18 protein-coding genes are annotated in these 17,155 nt (G+C 62.8%); 9 read left to right on the forward strand and 9 right to left on the reverse strand.

Annotated elements, in window-relative coordinates; translation table 11 throughout:
- The 3 genes from Q0Y42_RS07050 to thiE form a co-directional block, all read right to left on the reverse strand.
- Positions 1–616, reverse strand: a 616-nt coding sequence (locus Q0Y42_RS07050; RefSeq protein WP_297801683.1) for a hypothetical protein, incomplete at its 3' end; no start/stop codon positions are given.
- A gap of 42 nt (positions 617–658) precedes the next feature.
- Positions 659–2,230, reverse strand: coding sequence for an ATP-binding protein (locus tag Q0Y42_RS07055; RefSeq protein ID WP_297801685.1), 1,572 nt, complete (start codon positions 2,228–2,230; stop codon positions 659–661).
- A gap of 221 nt (positions 2,231–2,451) precedes the next feature.
- Positions 2,452–3,111: a thiamine phosphate synthase gene (thiE, locus tag Q0Y42_RS07060; protein ID WP_297801687.1), complete on the reverse strand. Its 660-nt coding sequence runs from the start codon at positions 3,109–3,111 to the stop codon at positions 2,452–2,454.
- A 136-nt stretch (positions 3,112–3,247) separates the two neighbouring features.
- Here thiE and Q0Y42_RS07065 point away from each other — a divergent pair, with 136 nt between their 5' ends.
- The 5 genes from Q0Y42_RS07065 (at position 3,248) to Q0Y42_RS07085 (ending at position 6,304) form a co-directional block, all read left to right on the forward strand.
- Positions 3,248–3,433, forward strand: a complete 186-nt coding sequence (locus tag Q0Y42_RS07065; protein WP_297801689.1) for a (2Fe-2S)-binding protein — start codon at positions 3,248–3,250, stop codon at positions 3,431–3,433.
- Positions 3,434–3,605: 172 nt separating this feature from the next.
- Positions 3,606–4,094 (forward strand): bacterioferritin, encoded by a 489-nt coding sequence (gene bfr, locus Q0Y42_RS07070; protein WP_297801691.1) that lies wholly within the window; start codon positions 3,606–3,608, stop codon positions 4,092–4,094.
- A 77-nt stretch (positions 4,095–4,171) separates the two neighbouring features.
- Positions 4,172–4,666 (forward strand): TspO protein, encoded by a 495-nt coding sequence (locus Q0Y42_RS07075; protein ID WP_297801693.1) that lies wholly within the window; start codon positions 4,172–4,174, stop codon positions 4,664–4,666.
- 131 nt (positions 4,667–4,797) lie between these two features.
- Positions 4,798–5,364: an elongation factor P gene (gene efp / locus Q0Y42_RS07080; protein ID WP_297801694.1), complete on the forward strand. Its 567-nt coding sequence runs from the start codon at positions 4,798–4,800 to the stop codon at positions 5,362–5,364.
- Between the two features lie 133 nt (positions 5,365–5,497).
- Positions 5,498–6,304, forward strand: a complete 807-nt coding sequence (locus tag Q0Y42_RS07085; RefSeq protein ID WP_297801696.1) for an inositol monophosphatase family protein — start codon at positions 5,498–5,500, stop codon at positions 6,302–6,304.
- 78 nt (positions 6,305–6,382) lie between these two features.
- Here the strand turns inward: Q0Y42_RS07085 and Q0Y42_RS07090 are convergent, their stop codons facing one another.
- Entirely contained in the window at positions 6,383–7,807 is a 1,425-nt protein-coding gene (locus Q0Y42_RS07090) for a pitrilysin family protein (protein WP_297801698.1), read from the reverse strand.
- A complete protein-coding gene (locus Q0Y42_RS07095) occupies positions 7,804–9,219 on the reverse strand; it encodes a pitrilysin family protein (protein ID WP_297801700.1) in 1,416 nt (471 codons plus the stop codon). The genes Q0Y42_RS07090 and Q0Y42_RS07095 overlap by 4 nt, the downstream gene beginning before the upstream one ends.
- Positions 9,220–9,436: 217 nt before the next feature.
- Here Q0Y42_RS07095 and Q0Y42_RS07100 point away from each other — a divergent pair, with 217 nt between their 5' ends.
- Positions 9,437–10,429 carry a glycerophosphodiester phosphodiesterase family protein gene (locus Q0Y42_RS07100; RefSeq protein WP_297801702.1) on the forward strand — a complete coding sequence of 331 codons (993 nt, stop codon included), beginning with the start codon at positions 9,437–9,439 and terminating at the stop codon, positions 10,427–10,429.
- Here Q0Y42_RS07100 and Q0Y42_RS07105 read toward each other — a convergent pair whose 3' ends face one another.
- Complete coding sequence (locus Q0Y42_RS07105) at positions 10,430–12,274, reverse strand: ABC transporter transmembrane domain-containing protein (protein WP_297801704.1); 1,845 nt, start codon at positions 12,272–12,274, stop codon at positions 10,430–10,432.
- Between the two features lie 134 nt (positions 12,275–12,408).
- Here Q0Y42_RS07105 and rpmE point away from each other — a divergent pair, with 134 nt between their 5' ends.
- Complete coding sequence (gene rpmE / locus Q0Y42_RS07110) at positions 12,409–12,633, forward strand: 50S ribosomal protein L31 (protein WP_297801705.1); 225 nt, start codon at positions 12,409–12,411, stop codon at positions 12,631–12,633.
- A 149-nt stretch (positions 12,634–12,782) separates the two neighbouring features.
- Complete coding sequence (locus Q0Y42_RS07115) at positions 12,783–14,333, forward strand: L,D-transpeptidase family protein (RefSeq protein WP_297801707.1); 1,551 nt, start codon at positions 12,783–12,785, stop codon at positions 14,331–14,333.
- A 72-nt stretch (positions 14,334–14,405) separates the two neighbouring features.
- Here Q0Y42_RS07115 and Q0Y42_RS07120 read toward each other — a convergent pair whose 3' ends face one another.
- Together Q0Y42_RS07120 and Q0Y42_RS07125 are read right to left on the reverse strand one after the other, a co-directional pair.
- Positions 14,406–14,915: a DUF1465 family protein gene (locus Q0Y42_RS07120; RefSeq protein WP_366108156.1), complete on the reverse strand. Its 510-nt coding sequence runs from the start codon at positions 14,913–14,915 to the stop codon at positions 14,406–14,408.
- Between the two features lie 93 nt (positions 14,916–15,008).
- Positions 15,009–15,209, reverse strand: coding sequence for a DUF1192 domain-containing protein (locus Q0Y42_RS07125; RefSeq protein ID WP_297801709.1), 201 nt, complete (start codon positions 15,207–15,209; stop codon positions 15,009–15,011).
- Positions 15,210–15,310: 101 nt separating this feature from the next.
- Between Q0Y42_RS07125 and Q0Y42_RS07130 the strand changes: the two genes are divergently transcribed.
- Positions 15,311–16,282 carry an NAD(P)H-quinone oxidoreductase gene (locus Q0Y42_RS07130; RefSeq protein ID WP_297801711.1) on the forward strand — a complete coding sequence of 324 codons (972 nt, stop codon included), beginning with the start codon at positions 15,311–15,313 and terminating at the stop codon, positions 16,280–16,282.
- A gap of 62 nt (positions 16,283–16,344) precedes the next feature.
- Here the strand turns inward: Q0Y42_RS07130 and Q0Y42_RS07135 are convergent, their stop codons facing one another.
- Positions 16,345–16,992 carry a beta/gamma crystallin-related protein gene (locus Q0Y42_RS07135; RefSeq protein WP_297801713.1) on the reverse strand — a complete coding sequence of 216 codons (648 nt, stop codon included), beginning with the start codon at positions 16,990–16,992 and terminating at the stop codon, positions 16,345–16,347.
- Positions 16,993–17,155 lie beyond the last annotated feature (163 nt).

Here is a 17,155-nt window from a genome sequence, read left to right on the forward strand (position 1 = left end):
CATCGCGGCGGAACAGATGTTCGACCGCCTTGCGCGAGCCACCATCGCTCACAAGGATGCTGGTGCGGCCCGCAACGACGGCTTCTTCGCCGGCATAGATCGGATAGTCCGCCTGAGGGCCGGTATAGATCATCAGCAAGGGCACCTCGCCCTTAGCCACCGTATAGATTTTGGTGCCGGACGGACCACTGCGCTCCGTGACGCGTGTGCCTTTCAGATCAAGGCTGAACGGCAGGGCGGCAATCGCCTGTGGCGACAGTTGTACCGGACGCACGGGCGGCGGCGGGGCGTCTTCGACGGCCTCAGGCGCTGCCGCAGCGGACCCGGTGGCTGGAGCGGCTGCAGCCGTAGGTGCCGGAGCGCTCGGTGCTGATGCGCGCGGAGCCTGTGTCGCGGCTGCGGGGGCTGCCACTGCCGGTGCACTGGTCGTTCCACGCGGTGCAGGTGCAGGAGCAGGAGCAGGAGCAGTCTGGGTCTGCGAAGGCAGTCGGCTGTTCAACTCGCGCGTCAGGCTTTGCGCCGTGGAGTTGCCAGACTGGGCCGACGCCAGCGAAGCGAGGGCCAGCCACCCGCACAGGGCAGTCGAGGTCAGGGCCAGGGGCTTTGCGTTTTTCATGCGCCTACAATGTTCCGCTGCGGGTTCGGCGGCAAGCCCACCCTATTCAGCCTCGGGCAGTTCGATCCAGAAGGACGCGCCCGCGCCCAGCTCGGAGTCCACGCCCATTCGCCCGCCCTGAAGCTCGGCCAGACGCTTGGACAGCGCCAGCCCGATCCCGTGGCCTTCGATGGACGAACGCTCAAGCCCAAGACGGTTGAACGGCTCGAACAGCTGCGCCTGTTTCTCGGGCGACAGGCCCGGCCCGCCATCCTCGACGGCCAGTCGCACCATGCCGGAATCGGTCCGCGTCGCGACAAACCGCACAAATCCGCCCTCGCGGCCGTATTTCACGGCATTGCTGGCAAGGTTCGACAGGATCTGCGCCAGTCGCTGCGAATCCGCCATCACCCGCAGTCCGGTCGGCATGTCCTCAATCGATATCTGCAAGGCAGTCGTGTCGGACATCAGGCGGACAGATTTGGCGGCGTCATCCAGCGCTCCGGCCACATCCGTCGGGCGCACCTCGATACGCACAGCGCCCGATTCCGCCTGCGAGATATCCAGCAGATCGTGCGCCAGATTTTCGATCTGGCGTCCGGTGCGAACCATCATCTCGGCCATGTCTTTTTGCGCAGGCGTGACCTCGCCCAAATGCCCGGATGCCCACATCTCGGCGATGCCGATGATCCCGCCGACAGGGCTTTTGATCTCATGTGCCACATTGGCCAGCAGGCGCGATTTGGCCGCAGAGGCCATTTCCGCCTTCTGGCGGCCGATGCGAGCGCGATCCGCCAGATGGTCACGCTCTTCCAGAAGCGCCGCCATCAGCAAGGCGGGGGCATAGCCGAACAGGATCAGCATCTGGACCATGCCCAGAGCCCGATCCAGAGGCATGGCGAAGTACGGCCCGTATCCCGCCATAGTGCCTTTGATAGCGAACACCGACACGATCATCAGGCCGACTGCCGTCCCTGCCACACGAAACCGTACGGCAATCAACAGCATCAGCGGCAAAAGCGAAAAGGTCAGCGGGACCCGCAGCCCACCAAAAATAAAGGCCGAGGCCGTAATCAGCGCTCCGAACACCACAACCGCTTCAATCACCCGCTTTAGCGGTTGGCGCAGCGACAGGCCCGTCTTCACAAACGGCAGAACGATTGCCAGCACGGTTAGCATGCCCAACGCATGGCCCAGCCACCACATCCGGACACCACCGAAATAGCCGTCGCTGGCCCCGTGATAGATCAGCGCCCCGCACAGCAGCGCCCCCGGAAAAGTGGCCAGCCCCGAGGTGGCCAACAGCTTGAGCTGCCCCTTGACCGAGCTCAGGTCCAACCGAGGGAACACGTAGCGGAGGATGCTGACGGCTAAAAAGATTTCGAGCAGGTTCAACCCGACAAAGATGATCGCCCGCGACGGTGGATTGCCGAGAATAAGCTCGCCCGCCATCAGTGCCGTCGCCGTCAGAAAGGCGAAGGCCAGATCATACCGGATGCCGCGCCCTGCCTTCAGCCACGTCGCTGCCGCGACCCCGCTGGTGATCCAAAGCGTCGAGATAATGCCGGGTCCCGCCGCCATGAAGCGCACCGAGATAACCACCAGAAGGCACAGCGCCCCAATGGTCGCAACCAATGCAAAGGGTGCCCGAAAGAAACTGAAATTCGGGAGCACCGGACGGTCATGGAAACGTTTGCGCGGGGCTGATCCAGCCGCCTCGCCTGCCGTTGGCGCAGCACCACGCCTGTCGGCTGCCCACACTTGCCCCATCCCCATGACGAAACCCGCCCCGAATACGCGTCCAAACGAACAGCGGTTCTAGAAGCGGGACTTTAATATCGTCTGAAGCTTTGCCGTTAGAAGGCGGCGTTCAACTCGGCGACCAAGGCCTTGACCGCGGCAGCCTCGCCCTCGGGGTGGTTCCACACCGCGCCGCTGACGGCGATGAAGTCGGCCCCCGCGCGGGCCACCTCGGCAGCAGTGTCGATACCGATACCGCCGATGGCCACGCACGGCGTCTCCATCGTCTCCTGCCAGATGGTCAGGATATCCAGTTCCGGACGGTGGGTGGTTTCCTTGGTGTCGGTCGGGAAAAAGGCCCCGAAGGCCACATAGTCGGCCCCTGCCTCTGCCGCTTCCATCGCCAAGTGGCGGCTGTCATGACAGGTCGCGCCCACCATGGCGTCCTCGCCCATGATGCGTCGCGCATCTTTTACAGGAGTATCTTCCTGCCCCACATGAACGCCGTCACAGTCGGTGGCCTTGGCCAGATCGGGGCGGTCGTTCAACAGAACCGGCACGCCATAGCGGTGGCACACAGGTTTCAGAGCCGCCACGGCCTCGCGAATCCGGTCGTCGGTGGCAGGCTTCAGACGAATCTGCACCGCCGCGACTTCGCCTGCGGCCAAGGCAGCATCCAGACGCACAGCAAATGCGCCCAGATCGTCAATCGACGGCGGCGTGATCAGATAGAGCTGACAGGTCGGACGGGGTGGGACTTGGGGTTCGCGAGCCATGACGAACGCCCTGCCCTTATGCGGCCCCGACGTCAACGCCCTAGCACTATCGTCTCAGCGTATTGAGAATAATTTGCATGGTTATAAATTCGTGATATGGAGAACCATTCTCAGCAACTGACCAAGGGCATCAGCCTTGTACGTCTGTAACTGTAACGGCATCCGCGCCCGCGACGTCCACTTTGCGATTGAAGCTGGTGCCACGCGTCCCAAGGACATTTTCGCCTCGCAGGGCTGCAAGGCCCAGTGCGCCAAATGCGTCTGCGAAATGCGCGAAATGATCCAGGAAGCCCAAGCGTCCTACGCCCTGGCCGCCGAATAAGACCACCCTGCTTATGCGAGTGAAAAACGCTCGCATTATCAATGTGGTGAAAGTAATTCTCAAATAAACAATTGGCCGTTTTCGGTGTTACTCTGCCTGTAGATCAGACAGTGATGGCCCCGACGACAGTTTGCCGGTCGCCATATCTGTCACCAGACAGAAGGCTAGGACCATGAAGGGCGATCCCGCAATCATCCGCACGCTGAACGCTGTGCTGACCAACGAGCTGACGGCGGTCAACCAGTACTTCCTGCACGCCCGCATGTTCGAAAGCTGGGGTCTGATCCACCTCGGCGACATCATCTACAAGGAATCGATCGGCGAGATGAAACACGCCGACCTGCTGATCAAGCGGGTGCTGTTCCTTGACGGCCTGCCCAACCTTCAGGACCTGCACAAGCTCAAGGTCGGCGAAGAGCCGATCGAATGCCTGCAGGCCGACCTGCAACTGGAACTGAACAGCCGCGCCGCCACCCGCGACGCCCTGACCGCCTGCGAGGAAGCCCGCGACTATGTCAGCCGCGAGATCCTGCAACAAATCCTGACCGACACCGAGCACCACATCGACTTCCTCGAAAACCAGCTGAAGCTGGTCGAGCTGATGGGCGCGCAGAACTATCTGCAGTCGGCCATGAAGGAGATCGTCGGCGAAGGTCACTGAGACCTTTTTTGACGGTTCTGACGGACTTGTGTCGGGGCGGCGGGGAACATCCTCGCCGCCCCTTCATTTTGGGGCGCATGGAAGAGATTGAAGACCTGCTCGACACCGCCCGCGACAAGGCCGACGAACTGCTGAATATCGGCAACCGCGATATGTCCCACGTCCTGACGGGGGCCTTGCTGACGGCGGGCTTTGCGCTGGCGGTCACGGTGCTGGCCCGCGAGATTGCGCCGGACCAGACGCCCAAGACATTCGGCCGCCGCATGAAGTCCGAGGTCAAGGCCGGCAACTGGCTGATGCCAGCCGTCTTTTCAGCCAACACCATGTCGGCCATCCGCGTGTGGAACTCCCCTGCCCGCAAGGGTCGCGTCGAGGCCATGGGTCTTTGGGCGCTGGCCCAGACCGCCAATGCCTGGTGGCTGGCCGCCCGCCCGCAAAATCGCTGGAGCCAGATCGGGGCCGCCATGGCATCCGCAGGGCTGGCCGCAGCCTTCGCCTATGAGGCCCGCAAGCTTCGTGGCGTATCGGCCGAGATCGACCCTGTGTCTTCGGCCACAAACCTTATGAAATAACGCAAAACCGAAAGCGGATTAGGGCCATTCCCATTGCCCTTTTTCCGCCTTTCCTCTACGGCTCGCGTCGATTTGGAGCGCCCCAACCGGTCGGCGCCCGCCTGCCCATCAACGAGCCCGAACGGTTCCTCATGAAAATCAACGCCAATACCATCAAGCCGGGTATGGTCCTGCAGCACAACGGTGGTCTGTGGGTCGTCACCAAGGTCAACCACGTCAAGCCCGGCAAGGGCGGCGCCTTCGCCAACGTGGAAGCCAAGAACCTGGAAACCGGCAACAAGCTGGCCGAGCGCTTCCGTTCGGAAGACCGCGTCGAGCGCGCCACGCTGGAACAGAAGGACTTCTCCTACCTGTTCGACAACGGCGACAGCCTCGTGTTCATGGACGATGCCACCTACGAGCAGATCGAACTGCAAAAGGACTGGGTCGGTGAAGACCGCATCGCCTACCTCGTCGAAGGCATGAAGGTCGTCATCGAAATGCACGAAGGCCGTCCGATCGGTCTGGAACTGCCGGACCAAGTGGTTCTGGAAGTTGCCGAGACCGAGCCGACCGTGAAGGGCCAGACCGCTTCGTCGTCGTACAAGCCGGCTATCGCCTCCAACGGCGTGCGCGTGATGATCCCGCCGTACATGTCGGCCGGTGAAAAAATCGTCGTGGATACCGCGACCGGTGAATACGTCCGTCGCGCGGACTAAAATTCGCCGATTTCTACCTGCAAAGGTAGATTATCACTTCAGGGGTGCGGATGGTCCGCACCCCTTTTGACTTCTCCGTCCATCCGGGGTGATTTCGCCCTTAGTCAGGATGCACGGACCAGGAGATCGACTAATGGCTCTCGCTTCCGCACTTCTTCAGGTCATGATGGACGCCGTCCGCAAGACCGCCCGCCCGATGCTCCGCGACTTCGGTGAAGTCTCGCAGCTTCAGGTCTCTCGCAAGGGCCCTGCCGATTTCGTCACTGCTGCCGATGTGAAGGCAGAGGACACCCTCTTCGAACTGCTGATGAAGGCCCGTCCGGGTTACAGCTTCCTCGGCGAAGAGCGCGGTCTGGTGCAAGGCACCGACAAGACCCACATGTGGATCGTCGATCCGATCGACGGCACCACCAACTTCATGCACGCCATGCCGCACTTTGCGATCACGGTTGGCCTGCAACGCACCCACCCCGATGGCACTTCGGAAATCGTCGCGGCCGTGACCTATAATCCGGTCATGAACGAGATGTTCTGGGCCGAAAAGGGCAAGGGCTGCTATCTGAACGACACCCGCATCCGTCTGGCAGGCCGCAAGGATCTGGCAGAATCGCTGGTGGCTACCGGCCTGCCCTTCATCGGCAAGACCGGCCACGCCCAGGCGATCAAGGACATCCACGCCGTGGGTCAGCGCGTCGCCGGCATCCGCCGTCTGGGCGCTGCCTCGCTGGACTTCGCATGGGTGGCGGCTGGCCGTTACGACGCCTTCTTCGAGCGTAACCTCAAGCCGTGGGACGTCGCTGCTGGCATCCTGCTGGTGACCGAGGCCGGTGGCGTTGTCACCACCATCGAACTGGATGGCGATGCCAAGTCGGGCAAGACGATTGTCGCGGGCAACCCCGACATCCACGCCAAGCTGCGCAAGGTTCTGCAAGCCGCCTAAGGCTGGCAGCACCGCAAAAAATCAGGGGCGCTTCCCGCATCGGGAAGCGCCCCTTTTTTGATCAAGGTATCCCTGCCCTTAGGGCTGGAACACCTCGAATGTCACGCCCTGAAGCTCCGGCAGGGCTTCAAGCTGCGGGCGCACGGTTTCCAGATCACCGACGACGACCAGCGTCATCTTGTTGAAATCCAGACCCTGTGCGGCACGCTGCATGTCAGTGGCAGAGACCGACATCACCTCGGGCACATAGCGCTCGATATAGTTGCGCGGCAGGCCCCACTGATCGACCCAGACGGTCTTGTTCAGCACACCCGAGGGCGTGGCCAGACCCAGCACATAAAGCCCCGCATTATAGTTCTGCGAGCCCTCTGCCTCGGCGGCGGTCGGCGCTTCTGACTGGAATTTGCGGATTTCACTGAAGATTTCGCGCAAGGAATCGCCGGTGTTGGCCGCCGTGACGTCGGCGTCATAGACCCAGTGCGAGGTGTTGCGGTCGACATTGTCGATCGAGCTGCCCGGCGAATAGGCGTAGCCCTTGTCCTCGCGGATGTTGCGGGTAATGCGCGAGTTGAACGCACCGCCCAGCAGGCTGTCCATCAGCTCGTATTTGATCGCATCCGGCGACGACAGGGTCGGCACGTCAAAGGCAAGGCGCAGGGTCGACTGCACTGCCCCCGGACGGTTCACCAGAACGACACGGCGGGCGATACGCGGCGGTGCGGCCACCTGTGCGGGCTGATTGTTGCCCTGCCAGTCGCCGAAAGCGTTCTCGATGGCCTGTTTGACGGCTGCTGGGTCATATTGACCCGCCACATAGATACGCACGCCACGCGGGCCGAAATGCTCGGCGTGGAAAGCCTTCAGCTGGTCAATCGTATAGGACTGGAGCTGTTCCGGCGTCGGATAGACATCCTCGTACGGGTGGCCCTCATAAACGGTGGCAAAGAAGGCTTCCGACAGCTGGCCGCTGGCTTGGCTCTTGCCGATGGCGACGTTGCGGATCATGCCCTGACGCACGCGCTCAAGCGGGCCTTCGAGGAAGGTCGGCTGGCGGATGATGGTGGCGAGGGTGGCAATGGCATCCGGCACACGCTCGGTCAGGACCGAGGTCTGGAAGCTGGACACATCGCGCGACACGCCCGTTCCCAAACCACCCCCCATATCGGCAAAGGCTTCGGAAATCTGTGCACCCGACAGGTTCCCTGCCCCTTCGCGCATCAGGGACGAGGTCATGTCCGAAATCCAGACATGCTCACCATCGTCGTTGTTCCCCACGGGCACGGCCACATAGATGCTGGCCTTGGGCACGGTGGCATAGGGGATGAGGGTGACGGTGATGCCGTTCGCCAGCTGATAGGTGTCTGCGGCAGGAACGGAGATGGCCTTGGGCTTGCCGACGGCGGGCATCGGGATGGACTGGGCCATCGCCGGAAGCGACACACCCGTGGCCAGCGCTGCCGACAGGCCCAGCGCCGCGACCGAGAGCTTCAAACGGTTCATCATTGCTCTTCTCCCGATTGCGCTGCGGCGGCGGGTTCAAGGATCAGCAGGGTACGGTTGCCTTCGCGCAGATATTCGCGCGCGACCTGTTGGATCAGTTCCGGCGTGACAGCGGCAAAGCCCGCCTCCACCTCGTTGAACTTGGACGGGTCGTCATCAAATAGCGCGTAGGACGACAGGATTTCCGCCAGACCAAAGCGCGAGGCACTGTCCACCGTGCTGTACAGCGACGAGCGGATCTTGGTCTTGGCGCGTTGCAGTTCCGCCGCCGAGACAGGGTTGTTCTGCAGATCGGCAACCACCTCGTCCACCGCTGCGGTGATCTCGGCCTCAGACTTCGACGGGTCGTGCATCAGGCTGATGATCAGCTGCATCGGGCCGTTATAGGTGTACATATTGCCCAGCAGGTTGATGCCGCCGCCGACACCCGAGGTCAGCGACTTCTCGCGGACGATCTTGTTGTACAGGCGGCTGTCGGTGCCCTGGACCATGATCTGGTTGATCAGGCCCATGGCGTACCATTCCGGCGTATTACGCGGCGGCACGTGCCAGCCTGCGGCCCATGCCGGACGCGGGGCCAGCGGGTCCTGACGGACGACGCGGCGCGGCTCGGTCTGGCGCGGCTCGCTGATGTCCGGCAGCACGACGGGCGCGGTCGCGGCAATCGGACCGAAATACTGTTCAACCCAGCGACGGGTCTGGGCCTCGTCGAAATCACCGGCGATGAACAGCACCGAGTTGTTCGGGCCATAGAAGCTGTCGTGGAAAGTCTTGGCGTCTTCCAGCGTGGCGGCCTGAATCTCGGCCAGCTCGCCATAGAAGTTGTGGGCGTTATACCAGTTGGTATTGGCCGCCTGCGGCATCCACAGCCACGGGAAGCCGCCATAGGGCTGGTTCAGCACATTGACGCGGACTTCGTTGGAAACGACTTCCTGCTGGTTCTTCAGCACTTCGTCATTGAGGACCGGACGGGCCATGCGGTCAGCCTCGCCCCAGATCATGGCTTCCAGCGCACCCGACGGCACCACCTGATAATAGTTGGTGTAGTCGAAACGGGTAGAGCCGTTCATCGCCCCGCCCGAGTTGGTCACCAGATCGATAAAGGTGCCCTTGGGCGCGTTTTCCGACCCCTGGAACAGCAGGTGTTCAAACAGGTGGGCAAACCCCGTGCGGTTCTGCGGCTCGATACGGAAACCGATACCGTAGTGGACCGCGACGGTCACGGTCGGCACGCGGTTGTCCTGAAGCAGGATGACCTTCAGCCCGTTGTCCAGCTTGTAGTATTTCGGCGAGACGCTGAAGGCGCTCTCTGCCGCCGGGGGTGCGGCAGGCGTAGCAGCCACAGCCACCGTGCCACTGGCCATGGCGGCCAGCACAGCAGCGAGGCTGGCTCCCAATAGTCGATTGTTCTTCATAAGCCCTCCCAAACGGACCGGGTCCGTCCTAGGTTGTTGCGAAACCATTGACCCCAACGGATCAGATGACGGCGGGTTCACGTTAAGAAACCACGGTTGACGGCGGCGCGCCCCTTAACAAGCTGTAAGGATTCAAAGTTTTGAAATTGCAGCCCAAATCTTCAAATCACGACAACCAAGGCGCACAGCCGAGGGTTGAACAGGTCACAGTATTGCCATGATTGGTCCGCGCGTCATAGCCCATCGCGGTTGCAGCGGTGAACGCCCCGAACACACCCGCGCCGCCTATGAACGGGCCATCGACCAAGGCGCGGACTTCATCGAACCCGATCTGGTGATGAGCAGGGACGGCCACATGATCGTCCGGCACGAGAACGAGATCGGCGAGACCACCGACGTGGCCGACCATCCCGTATTTGCCGAGCGCAGGACCCGCCGCGACGTGGACGGCACCATGATAGAGGGCTGGTTCACCGAGGACTTCACCCTTGAGGAGCTGCGCACGCTCAAGGCCCGCGAGCGCCTGCCCCACCTGCGCCCCTCGTCCGCCGCCCATGACGGCGAGAACAGCATTCTGACCTTTTCCGAGGTGGTGGCGATTGCCGAACAGGGCAGCCAGCAGACAGGCCGCACCATCGGCGTGGCGCCCGAACTGAAACACCCGTCGCATTTCGCCGCGCTGGGGCTGGATATCGAGGATGCCTTCCTGAGCGAGGTCCAGCGTCTGGGTCTGGCCGATGCCAAGGATCGCCTGATCGTGCAGTGTTTCGAGGTCGGCCCTCTGGAGCGACTGTCAGGCCGGATCAGCGCCCCCCTGCTCCAACTGATGGACATCACCGGCGGCCCTGCCGACAGGCCGGACCTGTCCTATGAGCAGATGTCCACCCGCGAGGGTCTGGAGCAAATCGCCCGCTATGCCCGCATGATCGGGGTCAATATGCGGATGGTCGTACCGTGGGATAATGGCGACCACGGCATGCAGCCGACCTCCCTCATCAGCGATGCCCATGCAGAGGGGCTAGATGTAGTGGTGTGGACGCTGCGGGCCGAAAACGTGTTCCTGCCGCGTGAATATCGCAAGGGCGAAAGCCCTGCCGATCACGGCGACATCGATGCCTGTCTGAGGACGTTTTACGACCTCGGCATCGATGCCCTCTTTTGTGATTTTCCGGCGGCGGCGGTCAAGGCCCGCCTACCGCGCTCGCACTAATCAGTCGGCCTGAAACTGAAGGCGCGCCAGACGGGCATAAAGACCGCCCTTGGCCGTCAGTTCGGCGTGGGTGCCCTCTTCGACCACCTGACCATTGTCGATCACCACGATGCGGTCGGCCCGCAGGACGGTGGCCAGACGGTGGGCGATAACCAGCGTCGTGCGCTCTTCCATAGCCTGATCCAGCGCCGCCTGAACCAGACGCTCGTTCTCGGCATCCAGTGCGCTGGTCGCCTCGTCCAGCAGCAGGATCGGGGCATCGCGTACCAGCGCGCGGGCGATGGCCAGACGCTGGCGCTGACCACCGGACAGGCTCTTGGCGCGCTCGCCCAGCGGGGTATCGAACCCTTGCGGCAGGGCTTCGATAAAGCCCAGAGCCTGAGCCTCTGCGGCTGCCTCGCGGGCCTCTTCCAGCGTCGCATCCTCGCGGCCAAAGCGGATGTTCTCCAGCGCCGATCCGGAGAACAGCGGGGCTTCCTGCGAGACCCACGCATAGCGGCTGCGGACCTCGACCGGATCGGCCTTGCGGACGTCCACGCCGTCGACCGTTACAATGCCCGATTGCGGATCATAGAAACGCAGCAGCAAACGGAAGACCGTCGACTTGCCCGCCCCCGAAGGGCCTACCAGCGCGACCGTCTCGCCCGGACGCACCGTCAGGCTGAAGCCCTTGAGCGCCGGAAGATCGGGACGGCCCGGATAGGCAAAGTCCACGCCCGACATCGACACCTCGCCACGCGCAGGCGTCGGCAGGACGGACGGCTGGGCCGGAGCGGCAATGGTCGGCTCGGCCCGCATCAGCTCGTCGATACGCTCCATGGCCCCGGCGGCCTTTTGCACATCGCCCCAGCTTTCGCCCAGCGCACCCACGGCACCTGCCGCAAAGACCGACAATAGAACGAACTGCAGCAGCGAGCCCGGCGTCATCGAACCGGCCACCACATCCTGTGCGCCCAGCCACAGCACCAGCGACACACCGCCGAACATCACCGTGATGATCAGGGCCGTCATAACTGCCCGCGCCCGCATCCGCAGCAGCGAGGCGGCAAAGGCTTCCTCGACGGCTCCGGCAAAGCGGCTGGTGGCATTCTTTTCACGGCCAAAGGCCTGCACCGTCTCGATGGCATCGACGCTTTCACCCGCGAAGCCGACGGCTCCGGCGAAACGGTCCTGCGAGCGCACGGTCAGCTTGCGGACCTGACGGCCAAAGATGAACAGCGGCACGATCAGCACCGGAACGATCAACAGCACCAGACCCGTCAGCTTGGGGCTGACGAAGAACAGCAGGATGGTCGCCCCGATGAGTGTCAGGAAATTACGCAGCGCATAGCTGATCGAGGTGGTCAGCAGGGTATCGACCAACTGAATATCGGTCGTCAGACGCGACAGCACCTCGCCCGTGCGGATATGGGCAAAGAAGACCGGATCCAGCGACAGGATGCGCCCGAACAGGCCCTGACGAAGGTCGGCGATCATCCGCTCGCCGGTCTTGGTGACGAAATAATAGCGAAGCGCGGTCATCAGACCCAGCACCACCGCATTGGCGGCCAGCAGGGTGAACCAGAAGTTCAGCTGCGCCCCGCCATTGTCGAAGCCACGATCAATCGCGCCGCGCGCCGTCGCCGTCAGCGCCAGCGACGCCACCGTCGAGAACAACAGAAACAGGGCCGACAGGGCCGCGTGCCCCTTGTGTCGGGCGAGGTAGGGCAGAAGGCGGCCAAGCGAGCGCACATTCTTGCTGCGATCACGCTTCCCCGCCTGTTCGGACATCTGTTCCGCCAGTTGCGCCCCCACACCGGGGCGGCCATTGGCCTGATAATCTTGACGCGCGTCTATCTGAGTCATGGGCTTGCTCTTGCCCCGTAACGCCCCTCGGTGTAAACGCCCGACCTCGCTCCCACCGCCTAACGCGGCGGGATTCTCAATTTTAAGCGCAGTGACGGTCGGAATCGTCGTCGCGCAGAGACGGAATTACTACGATGAAAGCCGACACCCATCCGGATTACCACTTCATCACTGTCGTGATGACCAACGGCACCACCTACCAAACCCGTTCGACCTACGGCAAAGAAGGTGACACGCTGAACCTGGATATCGACCCGAGCTCGCACCCGGCATGGACCGGCGGCAACGGCCAGATGCTGGACCGCGGTGGCCGCGTGTCGCGCTTCAACGGCAAGTTCGGCGGCTTCCTCAAGAAGTAAGCCTTCAGGCCCTGCCAAAAGTAAAAAAGCGTCGTCTCATATCGAGACGGCGCTTTTTCTTTGTCCGGAACATCAGCTATCACAGAGCGTTCACCTTGTTCCTGTAGCATAGTGCTATCGGAAGTGGTGTCGGTCGAAACGGAACGGATATGAATCGTCGGGAATTGGGCGTTGGTGTTGCCTCGGCAACCTTGGCCCTGGGTGCCAGCCAGCAGGCTTTTGCACAAAGCGCGAATGGCGCGGTTTCAACCGAGACGCTTCAGGCCCAGATCGGCCGCCTGCCCCAGAACATTCAGGCAGACGTTCGCAAGGTCTATGAACAGACCAATGGCCGCCCCGTCTGGAACGAAGCGCGCATCCGCATCCTGCAACAGGTCGCTGCCGGTGCCGACAAGCACGCCCTGCACTCTGGCGACTATTTCGACTTCGTGGGTCTGGCCGCCCAGAAGGACAGCGCCGATGTGCGCGCCACCGCCTCTGCCCTCTCCTACGCCAAGGTTCTGGCCCATGGCCGCATCGCGCCGGAATCGGTCGAAGACCTGTGGGAGATGGAAAAGAACAGCGTCGACGTCGCGTCGGGCCTTGTTCAAGCCATCAATGGCAACCGTCTAGCCGAATGGTTCGACGGCCTCGCCCCGCAGGACATCGGCTATAAGAACCTTTCGACCGGCTATCTGCGCTATCGCCGTATCGCGGGCGAAGGCGGCTGGCCGGCCTTCCGTACCGGTGCCCAGATTGAACCGGGCACCTCTGACCCGCGCGTTCCGGCACTGGTACGTCGCCTCGTCGCCGAAGGCGATCTGAGCGCCGCCGCTGCCGCATCCATCGGTCAAAGCACGGTTTACAGCTCGGCGGTGCAAGAAGGCGTCCGCAGCTTCCAGACCCGTCACGGCCTCGGCGTCGATGGCCGCGTGGGTCCGGCGACCCAGCGCTCGCTCTCGGCCACCGCCGAGGATCGTGCCCGCCAGATCGCCCTGAACCTTGAACGCCGTCGCTGGCTGAAGCGCGAACTGCAACCCGAGCGTATCGAGGTGAACACCGCCGCGGCCATCATGGTCTATTGGAAGGACAATCGTCCGGTTCACTCCAACCGCGTGGTGGTCGGCTCGGTCGAGAACCAGACCCCCAGCCTCGAGCGGCCGTTTGCCTCGGTCGTGGCCAACCCGCCGTGGACCGTGCCGATGGGCATCGCCCGTCGCGAAATCCTGCCGCGGGGTCCGGGCTATCTCGCTGCCAACGACATGTACGTCAACGATCAGGGATGGGTGGTGCAGCGCGCTGGCCCTCGCTCGTCGCTGGGCTATGTGAAGTTCGAACTGCGCGACAGCTACGCCATCTTCCTGCACGACACGCCGAACAAGGGCGCGTTCAACCTGTCGATGCGCCAGCGCAGCCACGGCTGTGTCCGCGTCCACAATGCGGTCGAGTTCGCCCGCCTGCTGCTGTCGCCCGATCCGGCCAAGCTGGCGATCTTCGACAATGCTCAGGCTGACCGCACCACCACCCGCGTCCAGACCGGTCGCCCGATCGGTGTGCGCCTGCTGTACTGGACGGCCTTTGTGGACGGTCAGGGCCGCGTCGCCTTCCGCGAGGACTCCTATCGCCGCGATGCCAAGCTGGCCCGCGCCATGGGCATCGACGTCAGCCTGCCGGAAGTTGTTACCGAAGCGCCCAAGGACAAGGACGACGACTGGCTCTGATCCAGTTTAGGCCAAAACAAAGGGGCGGCGGATTGCACATCCGCCGCCCCTTTTGTTTTCCGCCCGCCGATCTTAGCCGAAGGCTGCGCGTAGCCGCTCCATCTGGCTCAGCACACTGTTGGCCGACGGTTCTTCGGCCACCTGCACATACATCTTCTGGTCCAGATAATAGGCGCGGTCATAGATGCGCTCGGCCCGCAGGATATATTCCACCAGCGCAATCGGCAGATCGCCAGGCAGCGGTTCCGCCTGCTGCGGACGCGGGGCCAGACGATAGCGGTCGTTGCTGGCCACCTCGGCGGTGATCGTGCCTTCGTTCACGGCCCGTTGGACCAAAAGCCAGGACGACACCTGCATCAGGCGCGTGGTCAGCTTCATGCTCTCGCTGGCATAGGACAGCGCGGCAGAGCGGGTCAGCAGACGCGATTCCGTACGGCCATCGCCGTCCAGATAGGACGCCGTTTCCTCGACCAGTTCGATGCCTTCGCGGAACAGCCGCTGAAACAGCTCCGAAGCGGTGAACTTCAGAACTTCGGCAGAACGCGCCGTATTATCCGGTGACTGATCCTGAATCGGGTTCACGCCTGCCCCACCCCAATGAGGTAACCAATGTCAGCCTGTACCCTACAGCAAGGCTTATAGACAACTGCGTTACGGTGCAGTGGCTGTGGGCGATCAGAATTTGAACAGGGCATCGGCGGCGCTGCGCTGGGAAGACTTCGCCTCGATGGCGGCGCGTACACGCACAATCTCGGCTTCCAGAGCCGTGATCCGCGCTTCCAGATCAACGACCGCATAGCCATCCAGATCCTCTCGGATCAGGGCCTGCAGCTTGTCCGATGCCTCAAAGCGGGGCTCGAGATCTTCAAAAGACATGGGCTCCTCCCAGCGAAACTGCAGAACCAAAACTGGCCGAGGCCTGTAAGACCCCCTAGAAGACGCCCGAACCCCCCAATTTGCAATATGGACCCCATGACATGCGCGTCATTGAAATCGCCAATGGCAAAGGCCCCGCCTCGGCTCTGCATATTGCGGAACGCCCCCACCCCGCACCGGCATCCGGTGAAATCTGCATCCAGATAAAGGCCGCAGGCGTCAATCGACCGGACATCGTCCAGCGCGAAGGCCGCTATCCGCCGCCGCCCGGCGCGTCGGATGTTCTGGGTCTTGAGGTGGCCGGTGTGGTCGTCGCGGTCGGTGAGGACGTCACCCGCTGGAAGGTGGGCGACGAGGTCTGCGCCCTTCTGGGTGGCGGTGGCTATGCCGAATACGCCACGGTCGATGCACGCCACGCCCTGCCCATCCCCAAGGGTCTGGATTTTGAACAGGCCGCTGCCCTGCCCGAGACGGCCTTTACCGTCTTCACCAATGTGTTCGAAGGCGGCCAGCTGAAGGCGGGCGAGACCTTGCTCATCCACGGCGCGACCAGCGGCATCGGCGTGATGGCCATCCAGATGGCCAAGGCCGCAGGGGCCCGCGTCGTCGCCACCAGCCGCACCGCCGCCAAGGCCGAGGCCGCCCGCGCTCTGGGTGCTGACATCAGTCTGGACGCCTCCAGCCAGAACCTTGCCGAAGAGATTCAGGCGGCGGGCGGTGCCGATGTGGTGCTCGACATGGTTGGTGCGGCCTATGCCGATCTGAACCTGAAGTCGCTCAAAACCGGCGGGCGCTGGGTGGTGATCGCCAGCCTGACCGGCATCAAGGCCGAGATCGACCTGCAGCGGATCATGCTGAAACGGCTGGTGCTGACGGGCTCGACCCTGCGTAGCCGCCCAGCCGATGAAAAGGCCCGCCTTGCCGCCGCTGTCGAAGCCACGGTCTGGCCGTGGGTCGAGGCCGGCGCGGTCAAGGCCCGAATCCACGCCCGCTTCCCCTTGAATCAGGCCGCACAGGCCCACGCCGAACTGGAAGCCGGCGACCACGTCGGCAAGATCGTCCTGATCCCCTAAGAAAACAAAAAAGGGCAGAACCGCGAGGCTCTGCCCTTCTTCATTTCTGCAACGGGTGTCGATTAACGACGACCCGGGTGACGACGGTCGATCGGACGGATCGAGCTGATCTGGTCGTTCAGACGCATACGGGTCAGGTCCGAAACGTCGGTCGAGATGATTTCGCAGCGACCGCGGAAGTTGGCGTCCGTGCAGACCTGCCAGTCACCGCTGCCACGCGACAGACGGATCGAGGACACGGCATCGTTCATGCCGACGTTGCGCAGGTTCGACACTTCGCCATCGAAACGCAGTTCCTGACCGCGATAGTTGGAGTCGCGGTAAAGGGTGATCGAACCACCACGGTTGTCAAAACCCGGACGGTTCGGGATGGGGGGCTGGCCCGGACGGTTCGGCTGACCCGGACGGTAGTTACGGTCCGGCTGACCGGCGATGTTGCCACACATCAGCAGACCGTCACGGTTCACGACGTCCGAACGGCCGCAGCGCGAGATTTCCAGCGTCGAGGCGCGCATCTGGCCACGCATATCGCGGCAAACGGCGTACAGGCGGCCGCCGTTCATACGCATGTCTTCACAGCTACGGGTATAGCTGCCGCTCGGGATCGACGGACCACGACCGGGCTGGGCGTTGGCCGAGGCGGGAAGCAGAGCAAAACCGCCAGCAACGACTGCCAAACCAGAAATCGCGCTCAGAACCGATTTCCTCATTTTCTTTCCTCCTTGGTATGACGCCCTCAGCGAACGTGGTGAGCCTTATTGCAATGCTCTATATGAACGGCATCTGTATAAGGATAGCAGACAACATTTTCTTTTCGGTGAAACCGTCCTATAAGTTTCGCATCGCGCCCGGCCGAAAAGGTCGGGCGCCGTC

This window comes from uncultured Brevundimonas sp. (assembly GCF_947305955.1).
Taxonomy (GTDB): domain Bacteria; phylum Pseudomonadota; class Alphaproteobacteria; order Caulobacterales; family Caulobacteraceae; genus Brevundimonas.